The organism is Sphingomonas faeni (assembly GCF_024273235.1).
GTDB lineage: Bacteria > Pseudomonadota > Alphaproteobacteria > Sphingomonadales > Sphingomonadaceae > Sphingomonas > Sphingomonas faeni_A.
Genome location: NZ_JANBVH010000019.1, coordinates 1 through 26,392, shown reverse-complemented (window position 1 = coordinate 26,392; position 26,392 = coordinate 1). Strand labels below are relative to the sequence as shown.

30 protein-coding genes and 1 pseudogene are annotated in these 26,392 nt (G+C 62.4%); 16 read left to right on the top strand and 15 right to left on the bottom strand.

The features are described 5' to 3' along the window. Nucleotides 1-11: 11 nt before the first annotated feature. From NLI89_RS11890 to merC, 5 genes are all read right to left on the bottom strand, one after another. Entirely contained in the window at nt 12-344 is a 333-nt protein-coding gene (locus tag NLI89_RS11890) for an ArsR/SmtB family transcription factor (protein WP_151989811.1), read from the bottom strand. 84 nt (nt 345-428) lie between these two features. Next, a complete protein-coding gene (locus NLI89_RS11885) occupies nt 429-1,778 on the bottom strand; it encodes a dihydrolipoyl dehydrogenase family protein (protein ID WP_151989812.1) in 1,350 nt (449 codons plus the stop codon). Nucleotides 1,779-1,835: 57 nt separating this feature from the next. Continuing rightward, nucleotides 1,836-2,000 carry a GDCCVxC domain-containing (seleno)protein gene (locus NLI89_RS21745; RefSeq protein ID WP_302675749.1) on the bottom strand — a complete coding sequence of 55 codons (165 nt, stop codon included), beginning with the start codon at nt 1,998-2,000 and terminating at the stop codon, nt 1,836-1,838. A 56-nt stretch (nt 2,001-2,056) separates the two neighbouring features. Further along, on the bottom strand, nt 2,057-2,464 hold the full coding sequence (locus NLI89_RS11880; RefSeq protein ID WP_151989814.1) for a mercury transporter MerT: 408 nt from the start codon (nt 2,462-2,464) through the stop codon (nt 2,057-2,059). Next, nucleotides 2,464-3,003 (bottom strand): organomercurial transporter MerC, encoded by a 540-nt coding sequence (merC, locus tag NLI89_RS11875; RefSeq protein ID WP_151989815.1) that lies wholly within the window; start codon nt 3,001-3,003, stop codon nt 2,464-2,466. The genes NLI89_RS11880 and merC overlap by 1 nt, the downstream gene beginning before the upstream one ends. Here merC and NLI89_RS11870 point away from each other — a divergent pair. The 4 genes and pseudogenes from NLI89_RS11870 (at nt 3,002) to NLI89_RS11855 (ending at nt 4,878) form a co-directional block, all read left to right on the top strand. Next, a complete protein-coding gene (locus NLI89_RS11870; protein ID WP_151989816.1) occupies nt 3,002-3,397 on the top strand; it encodes a MerR family transcriptional regulator in 396 nt (131 codons plus the stop codon). The genes merC and NLI89_RS11870 overlap by 2 nt on opposite strands. Before the next feature lie 138 nt (nt 3,398-3,535). After that, a pseudogene (locus NLI89_RS11865) lies at nt 3,536-3,712 on the top strand (integrase core domain-containing protein); the annotation flags it as partial. A gap of 306 nt (nt 3,713-4,018) precedes the next feature. Continuing rightward, complete coding sequence (locus NLI89_RS11860; protein WP_254687256.1) at nt 4,019-4,252, top strand: hypothetical protein; 234 nt, start codon at nt 4,019-4,021, stop codon at nt 4,250-4,252. Continuing rightward, nucleotides 4,249-4,878 carry a sensor histidine kinase gene (locus tag NLI89_RS11855; RefSeq protein WP_254687255.1) on the top strand — a complete coding sequence of 210 codons (630 nt, stop codon included), beginning with the start codon at nt 4,249-4,251 and terminating at the stop codon, nt 4,876-4,878. Before NLI89_RS11860 ends, NLI89_RS11855 begins: the two co-directional genes overlap by 4 nt. Nucleotides 4,879-4,951: 73 nt before the next feature. On the opposite strand, the gene NLI89_RS11850 is transcribed toward NLI89_RS11855, so the two are convergent. Then, nucleotides 4,952-5,899: a hypothetical protein gene (locus NLI89_RS11850; RefSeq protein WP_254687254.1), complete on the bottom strand. Its 948-nt coding sequence runs from the start codon at nt 5,897-5,899 to the stop codon at nt 4,952-4,954. 131 nt (nt 5,900-6,030) lie between these two features. Between NLI89_RS11850 and NLI89_RS11845 the strand changes: the two genes are divergently transcribed. The 6 genes from NLI89_RS11845 to NLI89_RS11820 all read left to right on the top strand — a co-directional run bounded on the left by NLI89_RS11845 (nt 6,031) and on the right by NLI89_RS11820 (nt 11,376). Further along, a complete protein-coding gene (locus NLI89_RS11845; RefSeq protein ID WP_254687253.1) occupies nt 6,031-7,512 on the top strand; it encodes a TolC family protein in 1,482 nt (493 codons plus the stop codon). Further along, complete coding sequence (locus NLI89_RS11840; protein ID WP_254687252.1) at nt 7,509-8,519, top strand: HlyD family secretion protein; 1,011 nt, start codon at nt 7,509-7,511, stop codon at nt 8,517-8,519. Before NLI89_RS11845 ends, NLI89_RS11840 begins: the two co-directional genes overlap by 4 nt. After that, on the top strand, nt 8,516-9,637 hold the full coding sequence (locus NLI89_RS11835; protein ID WP_254687251.1) for an ABC transporter permease: 1,122 nt from the start codon (nt 8,516-8,518) through the stop codon (nt 9,635-9,637). Before NLI89_RS11840 ends, NLI89_RS11835 begins: the two co-directional genes overlap by 4 nt. Then, nucleotides 9,637-10,761 carry an ABC transporter permease gene (locus NLI89_RS11830; protein WP_254687250.1) on the top strand — a complete coding sequence of 375 codons (1,125 nt, stop codon included), beginning with the start codon at nt 9,637-9,639 and terminating at the stop codon, nt 10,759-10,761. Before NLI89_RS11835 ends, NLI89_RS11830 begins: the two co-directional genes overlap by 1 nt. A gap of 239 nt (nt 10,762-11,000) precedes the next feature. After that, nucleotides 11,001-11,246 (top strand): hydroxyisourate hydrolase, encoded by a 246-nt coding sequence (locus NLI89_RS11825; RefSeq protein ID WP_254687249.1) that lies wholly within the window; start codon nt 11,001-11,003, stop codon nt 11,244-11,246. Then, the gene (locus NLI89_RS11820) at nt 11,200-11,376 is read left to right on the top strand and encodes a hydroxyisourate hydrolase (RefSeq protein WP_254687248.1); all 177 of its coding nucleotides are present in this window, start codon (nt 11,200-11,202) and stop codon (nt 11,374-11,376) included. The genes NLI89_RS11825 and NLI89_RS11820 overlap by 47 nt, the downstream gene beginning before the upstream one ends. 257 nt (nt 11,377-11,633) lie before the next feature. On the opposite strand, the gene NLI89_RS11815 is transcribed toward NLI89_RS11820, so the two are convergent. The 6 genes from NLI89_RS11815 to NLI89_RS11790 form a co-directional block, all read right to left on the bottom strand. After that, the gene (locus NLI89_RS11815; protein ID WP_151992012.1) at nt 11,634-12,182 is read right to left on the bottom strand and encodes a GNAT family N-acetyltransferase; all 549 of its coding nucleotides are present in this window, start codon (nt 12,180-12,182) and stop codon (nt 11,634-11,636) included. Between the two features lie 210 nt (nt 12,183-12,392). Next, complete coding sequence (locus tag NLI89_RS11810) at nt 12,393-13,556, bottom strand: patatin-like phospholipase family protein (RefSeq protein WP_254687247.1); 1,164 nt, start codon at nt 13,554-13,556, stop codon at nt 12,393-12,395. Continuing rightward, nucleotides 13,553-13,999 carry an acyl-CoA thioesterase gene (locus NLI89_RS11805; protein WP_165954596.1) on the bottom strand — a complete coding sequence of 149 codons (447 nt, stop codon included), beginning with the start codon at nt 13,997-13,999 and terminating at the stop codon, nt 13,553-13,555. The genes NLI89_RS11810 and NLI89_RS11805 overlap by 4 nt, the downstream gene beginning before the upstream one ends. Before the next feature lies 1 nt (nt 14,000). Next, nucleotides 14,001-15,374, bottom strand: a complete 1,374-nt coding sequence (locus NLI89_RS11800; protein ID WP_151992014.1) for a Dyp-type peroxidase — start codon at nt 15,372-15,374, stop codon at nt 14,001-14,003. Continuing rightward, nucleotides 15,374-16,069 carry a hypothetical protein gene (locus NLI89_RS11795; RefSeq protein WP_254687246.1) on the bottom strand — a complete coding sequence of 232 codons (696 nt, stop codon included), beginning with the start codon at nt 16,067-16,069 and terminating at the stop codon, nt 15,374-15,376. The genes NLI89_RS11800 and NLI89_RS11795 overlap by 1 nt, the downstream gene beginning before the upstream one ends. Before the next feature lie 23 nt (nt 16,070-16,092). Continuing rightward, entirely contained in the window at nt 16,093-17,181 is a 1,089-nt protein-coding gene (locus NLI89_RS11790) for a catalase family protein (protein ID WP_234422826.1), read from the bottom strand. A 94-nt stretch (nt 17,182-17,275) separates the two neighbouring features. On the opposite strand from NLI89_RS11790, the gene NLI89_RS11785 reads away from it, so the two are divergent. After that, nucleotides 17,276-17,917, top strand: coding sequence for a TetR/AcrR family transcriptional regulator (locus tag NLI89_RS11785; protein WP_254687245.1), 642 nt, complete (start codon nt 17,276-17,278; stop codon nt 17,915-17,917). A gap of 355 nt (nt 17,918-18,272) precedes the next feature. After that, nucleotides 18,273-18,917, top strand: a complete 645-nt coding sequence (locus tag NLI89_RS11780; protein WP_133192378.1) for a recombinase family protein — start codon at nt 18,273-18,275, stop codon at nt 18,915-18,917. 23 nt (nt 18,918-18,940) lie between these two features. Here the strand turns inward: NLI89_RS11780 and NLI89_RS11775 are convergent, their stop codons facing one another. Together NLI89_RS11775 and NLI89_RS11770 are read right to left on the bottom strand one after the other, a co-directional pair. Then, nucleotides 18,941-20,374: a transposase gene (locus NLI89_RS11775; protein ID WP_240699135.1), complete on the bottom strand. Its 1,434-nt coding sequence runs from the start codon at nt 20,372-20,374 to the stop codon at nt 18,941-18,943. Between the two features lie 156 nt (nt 20,375-20,530). Beyond that, on the bottom strand, nt 20,531-21,115 hold the full coding sequence (locus NLI89_RS11770; RefSeq protein WP_254687244.1) for a recombinase family protein: 585 nt from the start codon (nt 21,113-21,115) through the stop codon (nt 20,531-20,533). 390 nt (nt 21,116-21,505) lie between these two features. Between NLI89_RS11770 and NLI89_RS11765 the strand changes: the two genes are divergently transcribed. From NLI89_RS11765 to NLI89_RS11750, 4 genes are all read left to right on the top strand, one after another. Beyond that, a complete protein-coding gene (locus tag NLI89_RS11765; protein WP_151992504.1) occupies nt 21,506-22,690 on the top strand; it encodes a tyrosine-type recombinase/integrase in 1,185 nt (394 codons plus the stop codon). Between the two features lie 640 nt (nt 22,691-23,330). Next, entirely contained in the window at nt 23,331-24,683 is a 1,353-nt protein-coding gene (gene repC, locus NLI89_RS11760) for a plasmid replication protein RepC (RefSeq protein WP_151992016.1), read from the top strand. Between the two features lie 183 nt (nt 24,684-24,866). Then, nucleotides 24,867-25,754, top strand: coding sequence for a replication initiator protein A (locus NLI89_RS11755; RefSeq protein WP_151992017.1), 888 nt, complete (start codon nt 24,867-24,869; stop codon nt 25,752-25,754). 92 nt (nt 25,755-25,846) lie between these two features. Continuing rightward, nucleotides 25,847-26,122, top strand: coding sequence for a hypothetical protein (locus NLI89_RS11750; RefSeq protein ID WP_151992018.1), 276 nt, complete (start codon nt 25,847-25,849; stop codon nt 26,120-26,122). Here the strand turns inward: NLI89_RS11750 and NLI89_RS11745 are convergent. Further along, nucleotides 26,089-26,392, bottom strand: a 304-nt coding sequence (locus tag NLI89_RS11745) for a lytic transglycosylase domain-containing protein (protein WP_254687243.1), incomplete at its 5' end; no start/stop codon positions are given. The genes NLI89_RS11750 and NLI89_RS11745 overlap by 34 nt on opposite strands.

Sequence of the window (26,392 nt, the reverse complement as noted above, 5' to 3'; positions counted from 1 at the left end):
AGGGTGTCCTTTCAGCAGCAAGGATCGAGTTCCGCGAGGAGCGGCGCACACAGCTCGGGCGATCCGGCGCAGCAATCCTTGACGAGGAACAGCATCAGCGCGCGCAAGCCGTCCAGGTCGGCGCGGTAGACGATCGAGCGGCTGTGCCGGTCGGACCGGACCAGACCGGCACGTGCGAGAATACCGAGATGCGCCGACATGGTGTTCTGTGGCACGTTGAGCTGACGAGCAATCTCACCCGCGGCCAAGCCATCGGGTTCGTGCCGCACCAGCAGACGGAACACGTCCAGGCGTGTACCTTGAGCCAAGGCACCCAATGCAGCGATAGCCGAATCACTTTCCATATATCCAGCATAATGGATATTAAGTGTCGGGCCACGCCTTATTGGTGGACCGTTACCGCGTCATGTTGTTCTTCGAGGCCACCTTCATCCAAGCATCGAGCCGATATCCGACGCCCCAGTTGGATAGGCGAACATGGTTGATCGCAAGTCGCCTGCCGTGAGATGGTGCCGGATTGCGAGCGCAAACAGGTTGATGACCTCTTCTGCGTGGGGTCCGACCAGGTGAGCGCCGACTATGCTGTCGTCGCCTTCATCGACCAGCACCTTGAACCCATAGACCGGTTCGGCCGCTTGCTTCGCGGTATACCAGCCAGGCACGAAACTGCTGTTCACGCGAAAGCGTATTCCTCGCTTGCGCGCTTCGGCTTCGCCGAGGCCAACCGACGCAATGGGAGGAAGTGTGAAGGCGACGCTTGGGACGCCCCGATAGTCTGGCTGGAGGTGATTTCCCTCCAGTATGTTGCCGGCGACCACCTTGCCATCGTGGCTCGACACCGGCGTCAGTGGCGGCCCCATCTGGGCCGCGTCGCCGGCTGCATACACTGCCGGGTTGGACACGCTTTGCAGATGCTCGTTAAGCGTGAGGCGGCCGTGCTCGTGCGCGATCCCCGCCGCATCCAGGTCGAGTGCTTCGAGCGCCGGCCTGCGCCCGGCGGCATGAACGACCAGGTCGGCCGCGAAGCTCTTGCTTTCCCCGCCCGTGGAGGCGCGGACTAAGAAGCCGTCGCCTGTCTTGTCGATCGCCTCGACCACCGTATCGAGCTGCACGTCGATCCCTGCGTCGCGCAGGCGCGGCGTCAGCCAGCCAACCAGATCGGGGTCGAAGCCGGTCAACATGCGCGGCCCGCGCTGGAGGATCGTCACCTCCGCCCCGGCGTTCGCCGCAATCGTCGAAAACTCGGCCGCGATGTAGCCCCCCCCGACGACCACGATGCGCCGGGGCAGGCGCTCCATTGCCAGGAATGCCTCATTGTCGATGACATGCTCTTCGCCGGACAATCCGAGCGGGACCGGCTCGGCACCGCTGGCGATGAGGACGTGTCGCCCGGTGAGGGTCTTTCCCTCCACGACAAGGGTGTTCGCGCCGGTGAAGCGGACCGAGCCATAAAAGGTTTCCACCCCCGCGTCATGGTAGCTCTGTTCCTGCTTGCCCGGCACCGGATCGGTGAAGGTGCGCTTGAACGCCATCAGCTCGCGCCAGTCGATGCGGTCCTCGCCCACCACCCCGTTGCGGCGCATCCGGCGCGCGTTGTCGATGACGGCCGCACCGTGGCGCAGCATCTTCTTGGGGTCGCATCCGCGCAGCGCGCAGGTGCCGCCATAAGGTCGGCAGTCGATCACGGCGACGCTCTTGCCTGCCTTGCGGACGCGCATGGCCGCGACCCGCGCCGCGGTTCCCGCGCCGATAACGACCAGATCATAGGTTTCGGGCATGAGCTTCTTCCCTGCTGCGGGTGTAAATGGCGCTCAGGTGTTGATCGCCAGACGCGATCAGGTGCAACAGCTCGCCGTTGATCCGGACGCGCGCGCCTCCTGAATCGGGGGGCATGGCACGTCCCCGAACGAGCAATAGACGCAGCAGTCCCCGGCATTGGGGCGGAGCACCGCAGCGCAACCCTTGCAGTCGTAGAAGAACTGACAGGCATCGGTCGGCATGGTGTCTGTCGATTGGTGGCCGCACTTCGGACAGGTCAACGTGGAGGTAAGCAGCACTACAATATCCACTTCATCAGCAAAGGCTCAATCGAATCCCAAATAGCAGCCAACCCGACCAGCGCCGTCGCAGCGATCAGAAGGCCGATGGCGCGGCGCGGCGCGGCATCGGCCGCGCAAGCGTCTCCCGCCGTGCAAGCCGTTTCGCGTTTGCGCCACCACATGATCCAGGCGACCACGAGTGCGACCCCGCTCAGTACAAGAAGCGGCGTCCGGATGCTCGCCAGCTCGGCGAGGCTACCGGCGAGCCCGGCACCCACGCCGATCGAGGCGAGCGCAAGCGGCAGGACGCAGCAGGCAGCGGCAGCCGTAACCGCGCTCAAGCCCAACGCACCCGCGATTGATGCGACACCCCAAACGGGCGGCGCATCCGGTGCCGAGGGTCGCCTTGCGGCGGTATCCGTCATTATCTGTTCCTCGACGGGACCGGATTGCTGAATCGCCGCCCCGGAGGGGAAACCAGATCGACAATCGAGACCCCGATCATCAACACCAGCCCCGCATAAAGCACCCATTCCGCCCGGATGCCACGAAGCGACATTAGCAGGGCGGCGATCAGGACGAGCACAGGGCCAATAACCCCAAGGGCTAGGCGGAGCCAAGTTTTGTGTCGAAATCCGCTGCTAAGGTTTGCCGCCAAAACGACGAGAGCGGAGAGCGGCAATATGTACCGGATGAAGGGGCCTTCATACTGACTTAGAAAGCTTAAGCCGATCCCGGCACCGAGGCTGCCAAGAGCCGGAAAGCACGCTGCACAACCGAAAGAGGCGATGATCGCACCGATCACGCCCGTCTTGTCGGCTGTCCGCGTCAGAGCGTCTTCAGTAGGCACATCGTTTCCTTTTTCCCGCTCCGCCGAAGCGACACGCACGTCGTCTAGCTTCTCGACAAGATCCTCGTCCTCGTCGCATATGCACCCTCCAGTAACTGTAGGGTCAAGGGCCATGGCTCTAAAAATCGGTGACCTCGCGAACGCGACCGGCACGAAGGTGCAGACGATTCGCTATTACGAAGAGATCGGATTGCTGCCTCCGCCCGCGCGAACCGAAGGCAACTTCCGAACCTATGACAAGGGGACCCTTCGCCGGTTGTCATTCATTCGCCGCTCGCGCGGCCTTGGGTTCAGCCTTGATCGGGTCCGGGAGCTACTTGGGTTAGCCGACCATCGCGATTGGTCATGTACCGCAGTCGAGACGATCGCCCGTGAGCACCGTAAGGCAATTGAGCGCAAGATCGCCGACCTATCAGCGCTTGATCACGAGTTGGCCCAAATCATTGAGAAATGCGGGCACGGGACGGTTGCCGAGTGCGGTATTCTTGAAGCGCTGTCTCCGTCCTAAGTCACCTCTGAGAACAGGTGTCAAAAACGGACGTGGCTGTTGAAAAAGTCTAAGCTGCCGACGTGGACTGTCTCGATCAGGGCTATAGCTACTCCCGAACAAGCCCTTCCCGATGTGCTACGGACCGGAGTTCATCTTGAAGGCACTTCGAAGGCACTGGACCGCTGGGCGTACGAGAACGGCGTGACGCTCGACGTTAGCCGGCCGGGCAAGCCGACCGACAATGCCTTCGTGGAGACGTTCAACGATCGCCTGCGCGATGAGTGCTTGAACGTCCGCTGGTTCCTGTGGCTGGCCGACGCTCGCGCCATGATCTAGGCGTGGCGAAAGGACTATAATGAGAGCCGTCATCACACATTGCTTGGCTGAATGACGCCGGTCGAGTATGATGCCGCGCCGGCCGAATGAACGCCGGAAACTCACCCGCAGCCTGGACGAGAAACCGGGGAACCCTCAGCTGTGCTTGCGCATAAGTGAGATCAGGTGGCCTCAGTGGGGCGGCCAATGTCTACGGATCACTTTAAGCTCTGGTAGTGCTACGTACCAATATGCATCCCGTTGAACTTGGATAGTTGTCAACTGCTTACCGCGGCGTTGCCGCCTTCACGAAGGAGCACTCTTATGAACCGAGCGCAGGCGATAGACTCCGCGATTAGCCTCATGAAAGGAGCGCTCCAGCAGCTTGACTCAGTTAATGAGACAGGAGCAGCGGCCTATCTGCAGCAGGCTATCAATGAATTGACAGGAGCTCCCCGGCCACAAACAGTTGAACAAGCGGAGGTGTTGCTCGAAACTCCGGAAGCGCGCGCAATCTTGGAACGACATTTGGCTTGCTACCAAATCGCCATTGAATGAAACAGGACGCAGGGGGGCGCGTGGCGGATCGAGATGAGTTGGTGGTGCGGGAACTGGAGCATCGGTTCAAGAACATCCTCACCATCGTGCGTGCTATCGTCAGTCAGAGCCTGGGGGCGGCATCTTCGATCGAAGATGCACGCGACGTGATCGACGAGCGACTGGCGTCGTTGGGCGGTGCCGTGGAGCAGCTCCTGTCATCGGACTGGAAGGCAGCGCCGCTTCCGGCCCTGGCGGATCAAGCCTTGGCTCACCTCTCCTTCTACACCGAGCGACTTAGTTTCCTCGGCGGAACGGTTGAGATCGGTCCGAGGGCAGCGATGACCTTGACGCTCGCCTTCCACGAACTGGCGACCAATGCGATCAAGTACGGAGCGCTTTCCAACGAAACAGGCACAGTCGAACTATGCTGCCAGGTGCGCGGGGCAGGTGACGATGCTGAGCTGCTGCTCCAATGGATCGAGCGTGGCGGACCGCCGGTCACGAGGCCCGAGCGACAGGGGTTCGGGACACAACTGATCTGCACGGCCACGGGTCGTAGCCTGCAGGGAAGCGCGATGTTGGACTTCCCTGCGACAGGGGCCGTTTGGACGCTGGTTGCTCCCCTAACGTCAGTCAGATCCTGAGCTGGCCAGTTGACTGCGACGGCCAAACGATCAGAGCGTCATAGCATGCTTGGGATGGTTGCCCGTACCGTTCCTACCGAGCGGACGGGATCAGGACGCGGCCTACGTCGCTGCTCGTTGTTGCGGTATTGGGCAAGCTTGAGGGGTTCAAGGGGTAGCGTCGGCCGTCGAAGCGCAATCGAACAGCGTGCTCCGAAGCGCCACCACCGGACACTGCTACGCCCAGGTCGTGCAGGCCGTGGCTTCGCGAGGGCAATAATCTGATCGGCAACTGGGTCACAGTCGCACGCCCAATAGTATCGTAACCCTTCCCTGTCGCCCTTAGGACGCCCATCGAACATCCACCGCTGCCGCAATATTCAGGGCCCGACGCATAGGCGACGATGTCCTGCTTACCGTCTTCGTCCAGGTCGACGAAGGCCGCATCGTAGGTCACGTGATTGCCTTCGAACAGCTTCTCGATCGCCTTGCGCGCGAGCGGCGTCTCCATCGGCAAAGAGGCAGTCGATATTGGCGCGGCGCTGTTCGCAATCATCGTCTGGATGTCGGCAGGTTTTCGAATGTGCGATCCCGGCGTCGTGTAGACCGACAGAATGCCGTTGGTCCAAAGTCCCACTTCAATTGCTTTGTGCGCCTGGTCGAGCAGGAGATAGGCAGCTTCAGACCCTCCCTCATGCGCCCGGTTGCCCGAGGTGAACAGCACCGTTCCATCGCGCTGGAGCGGCGAAGCCGTCTCGAAATTCTGCTGCAAGGTCTGCAACCTCGCTTCCCCCAGCAAGGCGCGGAGATCATCGACGACCGCGCTCTTGGTGAAAAGACCGATCTGCGACGGATACTGACCAACCTTCGGGCCAAGCGATGCCCAGGCGACGTCGGGATCAGCGTGCTGGTCGCCCGTGACCGAGGCATCAGCCGTTTGCTGAGCGTTGGTCGCACCGTGTTGATCCTGAGCCGGGGTTCGCTCACAAGATGCCAGGACGAGTACCGCTGCCGCGACCAGAAGACGTTCGAAGGGGACCATATTGTTACCTGTTCTATCTACCGATCCTGACGGCCAGCCTCTAGCAAGCCAACGATTACATCGAAAGTTCTCGGTGACGCTCGGTGTCGTCGTGGATGGCTGATCGTCGCCAATTGCCACGGAAATTGTCGATGGTTATCTCAGCCATCTGGGTTCTCACACCTTGTGGCCCGGCTTTCGGGCAGGAGCCAGGCGGCGAGCAAGCTGTGCCGCTCGATTTCACTGCCGCTTCCGCGCGGTTCGATGGCCGATCGTCGGCTCTGAGCGGTGCCGACCATGCAACGCGGGCAGCGCACGAGACGGCAGCGGCGGTTCGAACCCTGCACCGTCCGATCGTCACCGCGTCGGCACAGCTTCTCGAATATCAGAAAACCCTGTCGCTCGACCTTACCGGCCCGAAACAGGACGCGCTCGGTGACACGCAACAATATCTTGCCAACCTTCCCTCGACGCTGCCGCCTGGCTTTCAGGATATCGCTGCTGCGATCACCGGCAGGCTGTCGCAGGCCTTGCCGCAACTGTTCTCCGCCATTCCTGACAGTCTCTCCTATCGCTACCGGGATACGGTCGTACGCCCGACCGTGCAGGCGGTTCTGCCGATCTACACGGGAGGTACGATCCCGGCGGTGCAGCGCGCCGCGTCGGCAGGCGTGTCGCTCGCCGAAGCGAGGTCGGATCAGGTCCGTGATGCAGCGCACATCAACCTCATCCGGGTGTATTTCGGCCAATTGGCGGCGCGTGCCCTGGAAGCGTCAGCGCGCCAGTCCCGTGATGCGCTTGCAAGCCTTTATAGCGACGCGCGCAAGTTCGAGGCCGAGGGTGTGATCGCGCATGCGCGGACGCTCGAAGCCCAGGTTGCGCGAGACACGGCGGAGCGCGCGCTCGACCGCGCGGTGTTGGCACATCAGACCGCACGCGAGGAACTGGCTGACACACTCGATGTCAACGCGGTGCAGCCCACCACCCCGCTGTTCGTGCGCTCCCAACCGCTGGCGCCTGTCTCGGCCTTTCTCGGCCATGAAGATCGCCTTCCCTCGTCGCGCGAGGCCGATGCGGCCGGTGAAGTGGCCGCATCGGGTGTCGACCTCGCGCGGGCGCGATACAGGCCGCAGGTCTTCGCCTTCGGAGAGTACAACCTCAACCGCAGCGACGCGCTTCCCACCGAACCCGACTGGGTGGTCGGGATCGGAGCACGTATCACGCTGCTGTCGAACGTCGATCGCGGTCACACGCTGGCGGCGGCACGTGCCAATCAGGCGGCAGCGACAGATGCCGCCCGGGAGGCGCGCAAGACCGCGACGAGCGTCACGCGTCGCGCCTGGGACCTGGCGGAAAGCGCACGACGCTCGTTCCTGCTGCTCGACAGCTCGATAGCAGCGGCGAGCGAGAACCTGCGGGTGCAGCGCGTAGCTTTCGCGGAAGGCGAAGCCACCATGACGGTGGTGCTCGGTGCAGAGGCAGCGCTTTCGACCGCCCGCGCCCAGCGGATCGCGGCGGCGTATGAATATGATCTCGCGCTCGCCGGTCTGCTTGCCTCGGCAGGCGAGCTCGACCGCTTCTCCGACTATCTGAGGCAAGCCGATATTCACGTCATGCCTGAGCAATCCCGATGAGCGAACCGGCTGTGCAACCAGAACATCCGCGCCGGCGTAAGCGCATCCTTCTGTACGTGGGCCTGGCGCTCGTCGCCTTGCTTCTGGCGGTCGGCTTATGGCTCGCGGCGCAACCCGCGGCCCCGCCGCTTCAGGGGGAGGTCGATGCGGCTTCGGTCAATGTTGCGACTAAAGCGCTCGCACGGCTGGAAACGATCCGCGTCCACGAAGGCGACCGGGTCCGCGCCGGCGCGCTGCTCGCAACGCTGTCCAGCCCTGAAATCACGAATGGACAACAGCAGGCGCAGGCGGCGCTGGACAGCGCGCGGGCGGCGCAGACGCTTGCCGATGAAGGCGTGCGACCCGAGGATCTGACCTCCCTCAAGGCAACGTGGCAGGCAGCCCAGGCAGCAGCCGATCTCGCCGCCAAGACCAGTACGCGCGCGGACCATCTCTACGCCGAGGGCGTCATCGCCGCCCAGCGGCGCGATGAGGCGCATGCCGCGCGTCAAAGCAGCGCGAAAACGGCCGAGGCGGCGAAAGCACAATATGTGAAGGCCGCGGCCGGTGTTCGTCCGGCGGCCCGGGAAGTCGCGGCCGCGCAGGTCCGCATCGCCGCTGCCGGTGCGGCAACGGCCGACGCACTCGGGCAGGAAACCCGGCTCGTCTCGCCGATCGCTGGCGAGGTCGCGCGCCGCCTGGTCGAGCCGGGTGAACTGGTCAGCCCGGTTCTGCCAGCCTTTCAGGTCATCGATGTCGATCATCCCTATGTCACGATCAACCTCCCGGAAAGCCAGTACAACGGCATGGCAGTCGGACGGCGGTTGACGGGCCGCGTTCCCGCGCTCGATCGCTCGGTTGCCTTCCGTGTCCAGCACATCGCCCCGCAAGGAGAGTTCGCGACGTTCAGGGCCGATCGCCAGTCGCGCGGCTACGACGTGCGCGCGTTCGAGGTGAAGCTCGAACCCGTGCAGCCGGTGCCAGCCTTACGGCCGGGGATGAGCGTCCTGTTCGACTGGCCGCAATGAGCCTGTCCGTCGGCTTGCGCGTCGAGATCGGCCGACTGGCGCGCTCCCGCCTCGATCTGGCGCTGCTCACGCTGCTGCCAGCGGTTCTGCTCGCGTCGATGGCAGCGATGATCTTTCCAGGTTCGCTTCATAGCCTCAAGGTCGTCGTCGTCGATCGCGATGGTGGCACACTCGCGCGCGCAATCGTGCGCACGATCGAAGCCTCCCCAAGGCTCAAGCTGGCCGGGGTAACGCCACAGATCGGCGTCGCGCTTTCGGCGATCCGCCGCGAACAGGCGCAAGCGGTCTTGGTCATTCCATCGGGCATCGGCACAGCTGGCACAGAACACCAGCCGATCGAAATCCTCTATCAGGCACAGTTCCTTGCTGCGGGCTCGCTTGCCTCGACCGACTTGGAGCTCGCGACGGCCGCGGCGCTCGGCACGAATGCCACAAGCGCGACGCACCTTGCCGGGCTCGACCAGATACCGCGTCTGGCGCCCGGTATCCACGTGCGCCTGCTCGGAAACCCGACGCTCAGTCTGGAATGGTATCTGGGACTGCTGCTCGGCCCCGGCGTGCTTCACCTGCTGATCGCCGTCACCGCGATCGGCTCGGCCGGCCTTTTGCTGAAGAACAAGTCGTTCGAGACCTTCGCAGGCGCCACGGCCGCGCCGGCGATGTGGATCACTGGCCGGATGATCCCGCACGTCGCCGCAGGCACTTTGTGGGGAACTGCCTGGTTCCTCTGGCTGACCCTCGCACGTGGGTATCGGCTCGAGGGTAGCTTGTGGGTGGTCCTCTTAGGCCTGTTCCTGCTGTTCGTGGCGACGATTGCCATCGGCCTGTTCCTGTTGGCCATTACGCGGGAGACAGCGACAGCGCTTTCGGGTGCGGTCATCATCGCCGGATCGGCGCTGGCCTATTCGGGCGCATCGCTTCCGATCAATGGCGCGCCCTGGGTCGCGCAGGCCTGGAATGCGGTTCTGCCGCTCACCCACTATCTGCGCCTGCAGATGGACGAGGCGATGGGAGCGGCACTCCGCCCCGCGGTCGTAGAGGCGGGTTGGCTGTTGGTTTATCCGCTCGGCCCCGGTCTGCTCGCCCTGTTCCTGATGAGCCGTGAGCGGCGTCCATGATGACCCGTCTGCTCCACGCCTTCGAAGCCACGTGGTTCGAGGTTCTGCAAGCGCGCGAGCTCGTGTCGCTGGCGATCATATCGGTGCTATTCTACGCCTTCTACTACCCTGCACCCTATTCGCAGCAGCAGGCGCTGGCCCTGCCGATGGTCGTCGTCGACGGCGACCGAACACCGCTATCCCGGGCCGTGATCCGGCATCTGGGCGAGACGCCCACCGTTCGGATCGTCGCGCTGGTGCCCGACATCATGGCGGCGCGTGAAGAAGTGCGCCAACGGCGTGCCGACGGCATTCTCTACCTGTCGAAAGGTCTCGGCGGAGCGGCACTGAAGGGGCGGCCCGGGGCGGGGGCGGCCTTGATCGTCAACGGGACGTACTTCGTGCGTGCTGAAGGGATCGCCCGCGCGCTAGGCGATGTCGTGAGAGAGCAGGCGGTTGAAGTGACTGGGTCACTCACCGCTCATCGCAGTGGGTCCGGCGCGACAATCGTCATGCAGCCGCTGTTCAACACCACCGGTGGTTATCGCGACTACGTGTTCCCGGCGATCGCCAACATCATACTTCAGCAAACGTTGCTCTTCGCGTCGGCGCGGCTGATCGCTGAACGACGTCGGCGTGGTGATTGGCAGCGCGACCGGGCAACTGCCCTCGGCACCTGGATAGCGATGACACTGATCGGCATCTTTGCCGGTCTGTTCGTGTTCGGGTTCGCGTTCTGGGTGCAGGACGTGCCACGCACCGGCAATGTGCCCGGCCTGCTGCTCGCCCTTCCTGTGTTCGCGGCCACGGTAGCCGCTCTCGGACTGGTCGCAGGAAGCCTGTTCCGCAGCGGCGACGATACGTTGAAGCTCCTGATGCCGACCTCGGTGCCGCTCGTCTTCCTGGCCGGCTTCGCATGGCCGCTCGATGAAATGCCGGGCTGGCTGGCGGCGATCGCCTGGTTGTCACCGGCCACGGCCGCCATGCACCTGTTCATTCGCTTCAACCAGATGGGTGCCTCGATCGCTGAAGCCGCCACCCCGCTGTTGGTCCTGATCGGGCTGATGATCGGGTACGGGGCGATCTGGTGCTTCGGTCGATCGCATGCCGGATGCGAGGATCCGACCAGCGATGCGGCAGGCTGATCGGTTGCATGTTGTTTCACAGCCGATGAGTTTGGATACCGCCCCGCCACGAAACACAGGCGACGGAGCGGTACCAATTGCCGAAATACGCCGGCGTCCCCTTCTCGCAGACGAACCTTGGCAGCGTGCAAGTGCCTCAAGGGTGTCCCACCACCACCTTCGAGAGAGAAGGTGTTGATCGGGTGAGGTGTAAGCGGGCAGACGCCAAAAGCCAAGCTTCAGGCCCTTTGCGGCGCTCCGTGACTGCCGCGGAAATCTCGACACATGTGCTCGACCTCGCTAGCGTTATCGGAAAGCGTGACGTGCCGATGGTTCTGCTCAGGAAAAGCGACAAAGGCCGGTGGGATGAGACCAGGCTTAGCCGGACTGACGAGAACGGCCGCTCCCGCTCGTTCGGCGGGCCGTCGCGGTTCGCGCCCGGCACCTACAAGCTGCGATTTGAGATGTCGGGCTACCCGGACGCGAAGGCGGCGCCATTTTCTTAAGATAGATCTCGTATTTCGCGTCAACGACCCCGCCGCGCACTACCATGTGCCCGTCATGGTCAGCCCCTGCGGCTATTCCACCCTGGCAACCGACGAGCGATCACGCCTTGATCGCTGCTTCCGAACTTAGGCCCGATAAGTTCGTTCTCGAGCGAGCACAGGTAGTCGACCACGATGCCGGAATCGTAGCCGAGCATCGCAATGAAGTGAGCGCCCATGTCGCCGTATACGCGACCACTATCAGGAAGGGAGTGCCCATGATCACAGGACCGCAATGTAACGCGGCGCGTGTGCGGGTCGTTATCTGGCGCTCCAACGAATGGAACAATCAGGTATACGGGACGCCATGGGAGAGAGCGAGAGTAAGTCGGGGCAAATGTTACCGCATCAATTTGCAAGATTCTTGTCATGTTTCGGAGACAAGTCTGAGATGCTGCGGGTCATCCACCGCGCCTCGGGGCCATAGGTGGCGATCTTGAGGGATAGCTCGGGCGAGACGGGTTCTTCTGCAAAGCCGAGAGCGCGCCAATACCCAGCAGCCTTCTCTACGGCGATCAATTCCGCCTGAAGAAGTCCGTCGCGAGCCGCCGATGCGACCGCGTGCCAGACAAGGGCTCGCCCGATGTTCAAGCCCCGGCCGGCGACCGAGACTGCGAGGTCATGGACGAACAGCACCTCGCCAGCCGTATCGGAGAGGACGCTTCCAACCGGCGGAGGTGACTGGCGGATCCAACCATGAGCCAGAAGGTACGCGATGACTGCACCGTCACGCTCAGCCACAAAGCAGTAGGATGCACTTAGCCTGAGGCGACTGGCGAACGCTTCGGCGTCCTCGTGCAGAAACGCTGGGTACGAAATCGCTTGGAGGATCAGCCCGGCGGGCAGGTCGCTTGGCTCGAACCGTCGGATAGCTGGACGGGAAGGAATGCGCTGCATGCGTAATTGTACCTTCAGCGGCCATGTGAAAAGAAAGCAGGTAAAGCTTCAGGAAACGAGCCTTCCCGAGAGCGCAATTAGCAATGAATATCAGTCCTATTGGCGATGTCCCCTACTTCGCATTGCGGAGCCTATCTGGCGATTATCTTCACGCCTGCTATCTCGATCTTACGCTACTTCAGACGGACGATCCATACCGGCATAATGCCGCTAGCGATGATCGGGATGATCTGCGATGAGAAGATCGGCCGTTGTGGGCGGTGCTTTCAGCCACGTGCCGGCGCGTCCTCGCTCCACCCCATAAGCATACAGGCGGCGCATGTACCCCCTCTCGAATAACTTGTCGCTTGGCGCGACGTCGTTCCCGATGAACGTCACGTTCCAGTCGATGCCATGGCGATGCGCATAGACGTAGCTGGTATCCGCCAGCGTCAGCAGCGCCGCCTGCTGGTTGAGCGCGAAGGCGCGTTTCAGGATCGGGACGAGCCGGGGCTTCACCATCTGAAAATCGCCACCGAGCCGGCTGTTCATTAGCAGGTAGACATGCATGCGGGCGGCATCGTCGATGGGTACATCGCTTACCGCAAGGTGCGGCGGGATCGCAAGAATACCTGCGGTGGTCCCGCCATCGGCGTGAAGCTCGCGCACGTGTGCGCCACCTGCGGACGCGTCAATCACCACCGGCGGGAACACGACCGGGATGGACGATGAGGCAAGCAATACCTGGCGGAACAACGCCACCTTGTTCGGCAGCGCGCTGGAGGCGATGGCCCCCATGTCCCAGATAACGCTGCGTTGCGCATCGAGATTGGCGGTAGCGACAAACAGGCGTCGGCCCTTCGCCTGCTCCTCGGCGATGCGCGCCACAAGCTCCGGCGTCACCTCACGGGCGATCAGCTTCGCAAGCGGAGCGGTGGAAGCAACACTGGTAGAACCCGGGATCGCAAGCGGGAAACGGGGGTGAAATATGTCCTTGGCGGATACGCTAGTGTAGAAACGGGCGATCGAGGCATCGCCTTCCTTGCCCAAAAAGGCAAAGGGAGCGATCAGCGCGCCGGTGCTGACCCCGGTGACGATGCTGAACGCCGGACGCGTACCGCTCTGTGTCCAGCCGTTGAGCACGCCGGCGCCATAGGCACCCTCGTCCGCGCCGCCTGATAGTGCCAACATCGTCACTGGCTGCCCTGCCGACACGTCGGGTCGCATCCGCTGCGCGGCGTCCGGCGCATCCGCCCAGAACCGGGCTTGCGGCGCACCAGCGATCATGGCTGTGGCGCTTTGCGCTGCGGTGAATGGCGCACGGTCGAGTGTAGTGCACCCTGCGACGAACGCCAATGCGGTGATCGCGTTGGAGCGGAGGAACAGCCGTATCATGATGTGGCTCCAGCGGTCGCGACCGCTTCGTCTTTGAAAAGACGGAAATGGCGGGCAAGATCGGGGCGGATACACTTGAGTTGTCCCGACGCACGATCAACGCATATCATCGTGGATTTAATCATTGCCACGCATTTCCCGTGACGCTCGAAGCGAGTTTCCAACTGAGCGCAACAGCTTTGATAGCCGGTCACGCGCACCACAGCGATGAGCAGGTCGTGCAGCACAGCCGGCCGGTTGTATACCACGTCATGCCGGTGCGCGACCCAGGTCAGTGCTTTCACCTGCCCGAGAGGGGCCGTTTTGCGCCACAAAGCACCGATCGCCTCCTGCATCCACATGAGGTAAATGGCATTGTTCACATGAGCGAGATTATCGATTGCGCCTGGACCCGCCCGGATGGGATGGGGGTACTCGACATAGTGGCCGGTATCCTGCTCCATGTCAGTTCCACGATTCCGCAGCAATCCACCGCAAGGCGGTGAGCGAAGGCATGAACATATACTCGCCGCCACGCAGCCGGTTGAAGGTGGTAACGCCATCGATACGACTACGAGCCGGCTCGGCAGGAATGGTGAAGCGACCCGGCTCGTCGTGTAGGCCAACGATGGGATCGCGCTCATCGCCCAAGTCGATGAAATTACCGCGATTGATCCATTCCTGCTGCAGGAATTCGATCGTATCGAACGCACGGGCAGAGATGAAGATGAAGAAGATGCCGCGATCGTCCCGACTATCATCTGCGGCGGTCAAGTCGGCCGACCATCTCGGTCCGAAGGTCGAGGAACGGCGAATGATCCTGTGAATGTTTTCGTCTGTCAGAATCGTCAGCCGCTCGCCACGTGGATTAAGGCGTCGCATGTGCGCGCCGTGCGGGCACACAGTTCCGGACTTGTCGCCCGAAAAGTCGAATTCATTACGCCGCGATGGATCGGCACCCAGCACTTCGTCGTCGCGAGTCGGCGACAGGATCAGCGGTGCACCCGATCTCCAGCGGCCGAACATCTTGGCGGCCAACAGCTCCTGCGCCGCCTCATCCTTTGCGTGGCCGCGCACGAAATCGTTGAACGCCCCTGGGCGACTGTCGTACTTACGCAGCACGACATAGGAACCGTTTCGCCCCAGCGCGTCAGGATGAGGTATCTGCAGCGGCGCTCCCGTTTCGCTGTCCTCGCCGAGGATAAACTCGCCCGGCGCGATTGCGCGTTCCTGTCCCGGCTGTGGATCGACCCCGGCTCCCGCGACGGTCGGCTGTGACACTGAGTCACGAAAGCCGAATGGGTTCTTAGCATCTGCATCAGCTCCGAAGCGGTGCGTTCCGATCAGCGTCACGCCGCTCGACGCATGATATTCGGACATCGCCCGGTCGGTCGCTTCGTCGAGCCGGGCCTGATCGGACGCGAAGATGGTGAGCGCGATGTGGCACTGATCGTGGCGATAGGCTTCCTCCCACTGCTCGGGAGCATTTTCGCCCGCGTCGCGCAACTGGTCCGCGCGCGCCGCCATCCCTTGGCGGAACGACAGGGGAAAGCTGGCGAGCGAAGCATTGGGCACCCCAAGCGCCTTCAAACCGGCGTGGCTGATCGCCACGCCGGTCCATGCAGTAAGTTCTTCGGTCCAGTCTGCTGCAGCGGGGATATGCGGCGCGAGCCGTCGTAAGAGATCGCGACCACCCGCGGCGTCGTCGACGTGGAGCATCGCATGTATGCCGACATAAGGTTCAGGTCGCGCACGTAGGATCAACGCTTGGATGTCATCCAGTTGGAGCGTCACACGGTCAGGGCGGAAGCGGTCCTTGAGGTGCTGGAGGATACCCATCAGTAATCCACCCCGTGGGGCACCGACACCTGGTTCGACAGCAGGGCCAGCGCGTCCCGTGTCGCAGGATCCGCGGCGGTGTTGCTAGCCATAGAATCGAGGAAGGCATCAAGCGCCGTCTCCATACGCTGGAGGCGCCGCACGTCCACGACCGTCACCTGCGGGTTGGCAACGAACCAACCGGCTGCGTCGATCTGGTGATCGGCGATAAAATCCTTGACGGCGGCCGATGCAATACCGGGCCACCCTTCGATATTGGCGAACAACAGGTCCATCAAATCAGGGATCTTCGTCGCGAAGTCGTTGATATAGGTATCCCAATCACCGTCGTACGCCGTGGCGAACAGGATGCGCGTATCATCATCAAACAGGACGAAGCGCATGTCGTGAAGCGTGGACACCTTCTGCGCGCCGTCGAAATTGCCGCCGGTCAGGTTAAAGATGCGGCGCAGCCGGTCGGCGCCACCGGGCTTCAGCGTCGCGATTGCTGTCAGTTCGGACACGTTGCCCGATTGCCGCCCGGCTCTCCCCGCCGACCCGGCAGTACCCTTCAACAGCGGATTGTGATTGCGGATCATGCCCTCGATCGCAATTCGGGCGAGTGTCGGGGCATCGGCAGCTATTTCTGCAGCGACGCGACGAAACTCTGCAAGACGACTTTCGTCGTCGAGCCGGGGATCTGTGGTGTCGGCCATGGATGATGTCCTTTCGATACGAATCAATCCGGAATTTCATCGAGCGAACGCGGTTCGCGTCGAGCCACGGCATTCAGTCTGTGCCGCTGGCCCGAAGATGATTCGTACGCTGCCTTGCGGATCCGCATGATGCCGCCGAGCGGCCGGTGCGTTGCAACTCCGTTCCACGGATTGAAGGCGAGGTGATCGTCCCCGTGCACCTGCCTAGCCGGGGCGTAGGCATCCTGTGGAGGGAAGGTCAGTGTCGCGATGGCGCGATGCGGCGAGAGGGTAGCATCCCAAAGGACTGCCGCGTCCTCGACTGGCATCGTATTCGGATCGACGCAGAGTTGCGCGCGTAGTTCATAGGTGGCGCCGGCGTGGCGGAAATGGTCGACCACGGCGTCGCGCATGGTCGAAAAGCCCGCTTCGACTTGCCGTCCGGTCAGTTCGGCCACCGCTCCAACCGGTGCCAGCGACAGCTTCGCAACATAATCGCCGTAGCGAATAGCCGCCTGCGTGTGGAATGTCTCGCCCAGCATGTGCGCGTGGTCGCGCGCCAGTCCGTCGAGCGTGGCACCGGGGGAAGCACCCAGTGCTTCCAACGCGCCCTTTACGCCGCGGGCGGCAGCGGCGATCAGCCTCTGCGCCGCCTCAGGCGCATCCGCGTTCTTTTCGAGCAGGCCTAGCATGACCTTGTATTTGGCAATCGTACCGAAGGCGAGAGTCGGAAAATTGACCATCAGGAAATCCTGATTGGCTCCGCCGAGATCGGGCGTAAGGCGCTCGCCCCCAACGCCAATGACCTTGAGCGCGAAGCCACGTGGTGCTGGCACCGAATCGCTGTGAATATCGCCCGGTGCCGATGACAGCCGGGCCACGATCTCATGTTCGCAAGGGTGGGCGAAGATGCCTTGGGCCAGTTCGGCCGGGAGGTCCGGATGAACCGTCATCTGCCCTTTCAGGATTGCATGGCTCTTCGCATGTGCATCCCGATGCGCATGACGATGCCGCTCCGCATGGGCAGCCTGCGTCGCCGCCATCTGAGCCACGATCTCTCGCGTCAGCGCAGCCTCGTCCGGCTGCTCGACCTCAAGATCGTCGCGATAGGCAATGGGGCGGCTGGGTATCACGCGTGGCAGCTTTCCTAGACGAGAATGCCTGTAACATATCACCTGATATATTAGTTGCAATGCCGGCGCGGCTGTTGCCCTCGGACCTAACAGATTGCATTCCGGTCTGGTGGAATACGAGGCAACACTAACGACGCGGGGGATGCCAGGCCGCAGGAAGCGTCCCGAGATGCGGATGGAGACGCGGGCGCGACTGCTAGACGCCGCGATCGGGCTGATCGTCGCGAGCGGGGTCGCAGCCGCCTCGATCCGCGGCATCTGCGAACGCGCTGGCTTCTCGCAGGGCGCATTCTATTCGTATTTCGCCAGCAAGGACGATCTTCTCTTCACGCTGGTCGAAGAGCACATGGCGAGCCTGGCCCGAAAGCTCGACACGTTGGTGGCGGATACCCGTCATCAAACCGCAGAGTCCATCTTGGATACGATCGGGCGCAGCCTGGATGCCCTGTCCGTTGATGCGCGTCATTCCGTACTGATGGTTGAGCTTCACCTTCACGCACGACGCAATGCGCCATTCCGCACGCGCTTCGAACCGGTCAAGGTCGCGTACGAGGCCGCCTTCGCCGACGTCACCTCCCATCTGTTGAGGCGTACCGGCCTGACGCCAGCGATGCCGAGCATCCAACTGGCGCGCATCCTTCTCTCGCAGTGGTCCGGTTCGATCCTTCAAGAAGTGCACGATCCCTCTCCCTCGACCCAGATGCGTGAAGTGTTTGCCGCACTTGTGAGAAACTGACGCCGAACGTCCCCGGCCTGAAGGGCCGACAGGATATGACAACTTGTCACTCACGATCAGGGTCTGCCTCGTCCACGGTGCCACGGCAGGATGGCAGCAGGGCAACCCGCAGATCAAGCCGAAGCGGTTGGAGGCTGCTTCCGGTCCGGGTACGCACTCCCGAAGCAGACCCCAACCGCGCATTGCAATGACGCGCAGGCGCTCATCGTGATTGTCACTGGGCAACAAGAAAAACGACCGGTTTTCTGGCGGTAGCAGCTTTTGCCTCGATGGCGCCCCCTGGAGATCGGAAAACCCGTTGCGGAAACCACCAACACATTGCAGGGTGGTGGATATCTTTTCTGGCGGGGTAATGATGCTCATTGGATATGTGAGGGTGTCCAAGGCTGACGGATCGCAAACACTAGCGCCGCAGCGCGATGCGCTGCTCGCCGCTGGCGTCGATCCCTCACGCATCTATGAAGATCTCGCTTCGGGCCGCCATGATGCGCGTCCCGGCCTGACTGCCTGCCTCAAGTCGTTGCAGCCCGGTAATACACTGGTCCTCTGGAAACTGGATCGTCTCGGGCGCGACCTGCGGCATCTGGTCATCACTGCCGAGGCGCTGCGCGAGCGTGGCATTGGCTTGAAGGTCCTCACGGGTGCCGGCGCGCAGATCGACACTACTACCGCCAACGGTCGCCTCGCTTTCGGCATTTTCGCCGCCTTTGCCGAGTTCGAGCGCGAACTGATCGCCGAGCGCACACAGGCGGGCCTTGCCGCGGCGCGTGCCCGGGGGCGGATGGGTGGACGACCCCGCAAGATGGATAAGGCGACGCTGGCGATGGCGATGGCCGCAATGTCCGATCGCAATGCGATCGCAGCCGATGTCGCACGGCGTCTCGGGATGACGACGACGACGCTCTATATGTACGTAAATGGTGACGGCACTCCCAAGGCGCCGGGCCAGGCGCTGCTTGACGGTGTACCGTACCGCAAAGAACGACTGCGCGCCGCGTGATGAAGCGGATCGTGCCTCAGCAATCAGGAATATCGCCGAGCTGGCGGGACGATCACGTCGTGTTCGATCGATCGGGCCGAGATTGCAGCTGGGGTCAGGGCCGCGGGAACGCAGGCACCCCGGCGTGGCTTGCCCGTCAGCCGGTGTGGACGCGCCAGAATCATAAGGTTCATCACCGCCGCGCCGATCAGGAACTCTTCTTCCGCTCCGCGGATGCCGCGCAGGTGAAGCCGCCTCATGCCGTGCTTGCCCTTGGCGTCAGCGAAGAACCGTTCCACCCCGCGCCGCAACCGCATCGACCGCTTGTAGAGGCCGGTTTCTACCTCGGCTCTGGCAAGATCGCGGACGTCCTCATCATCCAGACGGACCAGAGTACGACGCCGCGCCGTTGTGCATTTCTTCCGAAGCACGCACGTCTCGCAGTCTCGGGCATCGGCGGCATAGCGATGCACGCCGGTGGGCAGATGGAAGGCGTGGTGCGGGAGCGGCTTGCCAGTCGGGCAGATAAAGCTGTCGGTATCCCGATCATAGGTGAAGGCTGTTCTTGGCAGCTTGCCCTTGGTCTGCTGCGTGCGGTCGATCACAGGGATGTGCGGGATTGCACCGTGGTCCCGCACGAAGCCGAGGAAGTGGGCGCTGCCATAGGCCTTGTCGGCCGCAACCCGCTTGGGGTGGTAATCGAAACGATCGGCGGACCGCCCGAGCATGACGCGGCCGGCATTGACCTCTTCCGCAAAGCGAGCGGGCGTGGCCTCGATATCGAGCGCTACGCCGCTCGGGGTGTCGACGAGCGCGTTCAGTGCATAGCCGAACCGCGCACGGCCCGGTCGCGCCGACCAAGCTGCAGCCGGGTCGGTCCGCGATACGCCGTCAAAGTCTTTGGAGCCGCGCGGCTTCGTAACAACACTGCTCTGATCGCTCAGCCACTCACGGACCGGGCGACCTGCGTTGGCCACGTAAGGCAAGTAGCCGGGAATCGTCTTGCGCTGCCAGCATGCGTCAGCCTCGATGAACGAGGCGTCGATTGCGGCATCCTTACCGCCAACAAGACCTTCGCCGATGCAGCGTCGAACCGTGCCCTCGAACAGGGTCCGGAACACGCCGGCGTCGCGGAAGCGACCGTGCCGGTTCTTGCTGAATGTCGAGTGGTGCGGAACCTTGTCTCCTGGTGCGAGGCGGCAGAACCAGCGGTAAGCCAGATTATAACGCAACTCCTCACACAGACGCCGCTCGGATGGGATCGCGTAGATACGACCGATCAGCGTTATCCGGATGAGGAGTTCCGGGTCGATCGATGGTCGTCCCCGCGTGCTGTAGTGACCAGCCAGCGCTTGCCTGAGTTCGCTCGTCTCAAGACATCGGTCTATGCGACGCAGCAGGTGGTCTGTGGGCAACATGGCTTCTATGGTGCGGCAGGACGCCCCTTCCCGCCCACCGCGACAGGTTGGTCCCATCATGGCGCTGCTCCTCTGAGTAGGGTCAAAACGAAGGAGCAACCCGGCATGTCCCGCATTTTTCAACAGGCCCGGACGGTTTCGACGCAACCGACCAGCTCACAGAGTTGCATGGGTTTAGGGCGTCATAACCTCACGTCAGAAGAGACGATGGGAGTGCTATGCGTTGGTCCCTTCGGCGCTGATCGCTGCCTGCTCCGGTGCGGGCAAATGGCGATAGAGGGTCGGAACAGAAACACCGATGCTCGGCGCAATCTCGCGAATGGTCATTCCGGAAGCCAAAAGTTTGCGCGCTGCTTCCAGCCGCTTGGGCGTCATTACCGTCTTTCGACCGCCTACCCAGCCCTGACGCCGTGCCACCACTAAGGCAGCCGTGGTGCGTTCGCGATTAAGCTCATGTTCCATTTCTGCCATTGCGGCCATGATGTGGAAGACGAGCTTGCCGGCAGTGCCAGCGGTATCGATCCCGTCGGTCAGCGATCGAAACCCGACACCACGCTCAGCTAGATCAGCGGCCAAGTCGACCAACCCCTTCATCGTTCGGCCTAGGCGGTCTAGCTTCCAAACGACGAGCACGTCCCCGTTACGTGCGTGGGAGAGAGCATCGGCTAATCCGATGCGGTTCGCCTTGGCGCCACTGGCCTTGTCACTGAACGTCCGCTCGCAACCTGCCTCGCGCAGTGCATCGAGCTGAGGCGTCAGGTCCTGTTCCGGCGTCGAGACCCTGGCGTAGCCGATCAGCATAGAATTTTCTCAAAACTCATCTCGCGTGCCTAACACGAACCCGATCAATCGAGAATGTGTTTTGATACGCCTGCTACCCCTGCTAGATGTTCTCACATGGTGGCGCATCAAAATCGATCGTTTGCGAGAGATGCGGCTGCGCTCGCGCAAAGGGAGCCGCGCGGCTCAATCGGCGCCCATGGCTGACTGCGAGCATGTCACGAGTGGGTTAGATGGCTCCGTCGCCCACTATTTTAGGTGCAAGTCCACCGTCTCAGGTGACGATCGCACGGTGCAGAACGTCCACCCTATTAGGGAAACCGACAGCTGTTCGGCTACTGATTCAGGATCGAACCAGGACCGATCGACCAGAACGAGCGAGCCTGATCCACTTTGCGAGGCGGCGCAGTGATGGTCACAGATAGCGAGCCTGCGTACCACGACGATGAGATCGTCGCATCGTTCTTGGTCACGGCTGCGAACGAACCGGCAGGCCCAACACCCAAGGATGATCGTCCGGCCGATCTCGACGCGATCATCAACGGAGCACTCACTGTCCTCGACCGCGTCGAACCTCAGGACCTCTACCTTCCCGATCTTGCGCCCGACGACCAAGAGCGCGTCGACCAGTTCCTGCGCCGCGGCCGCGCCGAGGCGACGCTGCAATCCTATCGATCTGACTGGGACCTGTTCCTCGCCTGGTGCACTGAGCGCCGCTACCGTCCGCTACCGGCAACGCCGGCAACCGTCGCCGCATTCCTGACGGAGCTCGCCACGTCGGGCTTCGTGCCGGCAGCTGACCAGTTCACCAAGACGGGCAAGCTTCGTATGCGGCGGGTGCCGAAGCCGCTGACCAGGGCGACAATCGACCGCCGTCTGGCGGCGATCGTCTTCGCGCACCGGATGGCCAAGATCGAACCGCCGACGTCGCAGCCCGGCGCGGGCGACCTGGGATTGGTCGTCGGCGGCATCCGCCGAACCAAGAAGGACGACGAGATCAACAAGAAGCGCGCGGCCGATGGCGACATCCTACGCGACATGCTTCGCAGCATCACCGGCGACGATCTGCGCGCACACCGCGATCGCGCGCTGCTTGCGATCGGAATGGGCGGAGCGTTCCGCCGTTCGGAGTTGGTGGCGATCACCGTCGCCCGCGTAACACGCGACGCCGAGGGGCTGACGATCCAGGTAAAGTCGTCCAAGACCGACCAGTTCGGCGAAGGCCAAGGCGTCGCCGTGCTCGACGGACCGAGGCTCGAGCCGGTGCGACACTATGAAGCATGGCTCGAACAGGCCGGAATCACGTCCGGCCCGGTATTTCGCAAGCTCACCCCACAAGGTCGGCTCACCGATAAGCCGATGAGCACCAAAGGCGTGGCGCTGGTGGTCAAGGCGGCCGCGGCCGCTGCTGGTTATCCGGCCGAGCTCTTCTCAGGTCACTCGTTGCGGGCAGGCTTTCTTACCGAGGCGGGACGCCAGAACGCCAACCTATTCAAGATGAGGCAGCATAGCCGGCATGCCTCGATCGACATGGTGGCGGAATATGTTCGGGACACGGAACGCTACCGCGATCACGCAGGGAAAGGCTTCATGTGATGAGGGGCCGGAAGACCCGGGTGGTTGTTCGCCGGTACTGGCGTCGGATAGCCGAATTTACAGAAATCACTTTCTGCAGCCGATAGATGGTTGGATCATGGGCATCATGACGATGCTCGTGACGTGGTCGGGCTTCCTTCAACCTGCAGTACCGCTACTCGCGATGAGCCTAGCGAGATAGATGTACTGAAAGCACGAGCCACGCATAGCGCCCGCGAATCCGGAGCCGCAAACGCTCGCAACGGTGTGTAATCGGGTTACACGCCCCCTTTCAGCCCCCTTGCCCGTCCCTCGCGCCACATAGAAATACTGAAAGCACGAGCATTTCTGGGATAGATTAACTGAAAGCACGAGCCACCGTGCAGGACGAGCAGCGATCGCGCCGTTTACGCTGCTCACGTCGTCCGCGTCTGGTCAGTTCAGGCTCGCTGCGGCCCCGCGATCACCCGATCGCGTGTCACCAAAAAGGGGAAGCCGTGCAGAAAAGAAAAACCCGGCACTAGGCCGGGCTTTTCGGAACCTCGGAAAAGGTCGTGTTGCAACGTCCCCTTAGCCGAGTCCCAATGACGCAGCAATAAGAAAGCGCAGTTCGCGCCACGGACTTCTGCGTCCGCACGGCATCCCAAAGGGGATTTGCCGAATGAACTCCTATGCTTACGCTCCGGGCGCCGGCCATAGGCGTCTTGATGAACGCACAGCTGCAACAGACCAGCTTGCGCAGCAGTTCGAGGGACTGCCGGAGGACGTCAGCCACCGGCAGGTCCTTACCGTCTTCAAGCGCGCAGCGCCTTACATCGGCATCCCTCCCCGCCTAGTCCACGCTGTCGACACGCTGATGAGCTGGTCGCGCTCGATCGATTGGGCGGACGGTCAGCGCCCGATCGTCTTCCCGTCCAACGAGAAGTTGACGCAGAAGCTCGGCATAGGTGTGCGTCAGGTGCAAAAGATGCTCGGCGCTGCGGCACGCCTCGGCCTAATCACACACCGAGATAGCGCGAACGGCAACCGGGTCGGTGCTCGTGGGAAGGACGGCCGGCTAATCTACGCCTACGGCATCGACCTCAGCCCTCTTGGCTTGCGATACGAGGAGTTCATGGCGGCCGCTACCAAAGGCGCCGAGGCGGATCTCCGAATTAAGGTGCTTCGCCAAAGACTGGCTGCGGCGCGGCGTCGTATCAGGACGCTTGCTCAGCTCGTTGATGACGAGCGGATCGACAGCATCGACGCCAGAACGGCTGTCGAGATCTCGCTTCTCGCAACAAGCCAGATGCGCCGCGTCCGTGATGAGGAGCTGTTGAGCGCTTGCGTCGACCAGATGGAGGCCCGGGCCGATGATCTTGCGAAGGCCGTCGCAGTCGCAACGCAGGGCTTTCCTGACCCTTTGATTCCACAAAAAGATTCGCCCTCGGGCGACTCTGACGACGCCCCCATTACAACTACAAAACAACCTAAAACTGCTAAAGCAGCTTACAGTAATGGCTATCCGGAAAAAAGTAGCAGAACGGAGTACGACGTCCGTTACCAGCAACCTCAAACCGAAGTTGAGGCCGACTTGGCGAAACACGGTGTTGATCCCGAGTTCATCGCCGCCGTCATCCCGGAGTTCATGCTTACCACCACGTCGAGACCGACTTGGGGTGATCTGATCAACACAGCAGAGCGATTGGTCGATCAGGCGGCGATCCACCGAAACGTGTGGCACGAGGCCTGTCGCCTTATGGGTCAAAAGGGCGCTGCAGCGTCGGTGATTGCAACCGCCCACAAACACATGCGGGGAGATGTCGATCGCCCAGGCGCCTACCTTCGAGGGATGAACAAGCACGCTGCTTCCGGGCAGCTCAACCTTGGCAGAACCTATCACGGGCTGAAGGACAGCGTCCGATCCGAAGGAATGCGGTCACTTGCGACAGGGTCGGATTCACGCTCGATTGGACAGCTTGCCGCGGCGGCGCTGGGCCTCGCTCGGGCCGGCCGCACTCAACGCTTGCTATGAGAAGATAGAAATACTGATAGCACGAGACGTGCCCCCCTGCCCCACTCTCTTAAGAGGGCGCGGCGATGTTAGCCGGGGCCACGACCGTGCAATCCTCGTGCTTTCAGTATATCTATGTCCTTCTGGGGTGATCGATAGCGCGAGCCGGGGTATGATCCTTCAGGAACTTGGAAGGGAGCGACGATGGCCAGGTCGAAAGCCATGCCGCAGCAAATCTCGCTGTTCGACATGGATAGCCCGTTGCACGGCAAGGTCCGCGGCGAGCGCTCCATTATGCACTTTCCATTTTTCGTGCTGTCGAAGAACCCCCACATGGAGCGCATCGAGTACCGTCGCGATAACGTGACGATCGAGATCCGCCCGAGCGACACCGGCGTTGCCACCATGTGGGACAAGGAGATCCTGCTCTACGTTGCCTCGCTGATCGCGCAGTCGATCGCTGACGGTCAGCCAGCCCAGGAAGAGGTGACCTTCGCAGCGCACGACTTTTTCCGGATCACAGGGGTCGAGCGTCCTTCGACTCGCGACTATAAGCGGTTCGCGGAAGCCTTGGAGCGGCTGCAGGGGACGCAGATCAAGACGAATATCGAGACCGGTTCCAAGATCGACCGGGGCTGGTTCTCATGGCTCGCTGAGGCTCAGGTCGAGTACGAGAAACTAGCCAACGGTGAGGAGGCGTTGCGGTATGTCCGTATCCGCCCCTGTAACTGGCTTTTCCGTGCGATCCAGCGCGACCAGCGGATGTACCACTACCACCACGACTATTTCCGGCTCGGTCCAATTGAGCGGCGCATGTACGAGATTGCGCACTGCTCGGGCGAGCCGATCGAAATGACCATCGAGGAGTTGCATCAGCAGGTCGGCTCGATGGGGCCGATCTCGCGGCTGAAGAGCCTCGCAAAGGAAATCCAGGCGGAGAACCGGCTCCCGGATTACGACGTCACCGTTATCAATACGATCACGGGCGAGCGCGTCGATGCGGTCGGTCGAACCCGCAAGACCAAAGGCATGGTAATCCAGATGCGGCCCAAGCACCGCACCGCCACAAAGCCCCAAGCGCTGGTGGCCTAGGCCCCCTCTCCTGTCCCGCAGAACGTTACGCAACGGGAATCGCTTCTCCTCCGTTAAGCCGGTGCCAAGGGCGTTGACGTTAAGGAGCGCTTATGTCGCAAGCTACCCTCGACGCCTGGATCTCACTCTACGCCGCAGTCGGACTGCTCGTCGCGATGTGCGCGATCATTGCAGGGATCAAAACGGTCCACGACTATCGCTCGGGAACCAGGACCCTGGCCACGACCACGGTGATGGACAAGGTTCTCGCGGCTCCCCGCGTTTGGGTTCGTTGGCAGCTCAATTACCTGCTCGGTGCGCCGGCGATACTCGCGATCGCCATGCTTTACGCCAATCACCTCGGGTTCGCGACGCTCGTCGACGTGTAGTTGAAAAGCTGGGCGCCGCGGAAGGTCGGCACACTAGTCGATAGTGACGCCGTCTGGATCGTGGCCGTCCTGAACGCGCTCGCGCTCCAGCCCCGCGTGATCGCTGAGACGTAGCCGATCGTCTCGCGAAACGGCGGGATACGCCCGTTTAGACGAACCCGACCCGGTCCTGCGTTGTAGGCCGCGAGCGCCAAGTCCACCCTCTTGAACTCGTCCAGATGCTCGCGAAGGTAGCGGGCCCCTCCCCTCAGGTTCTGCAGCGGATCGCGG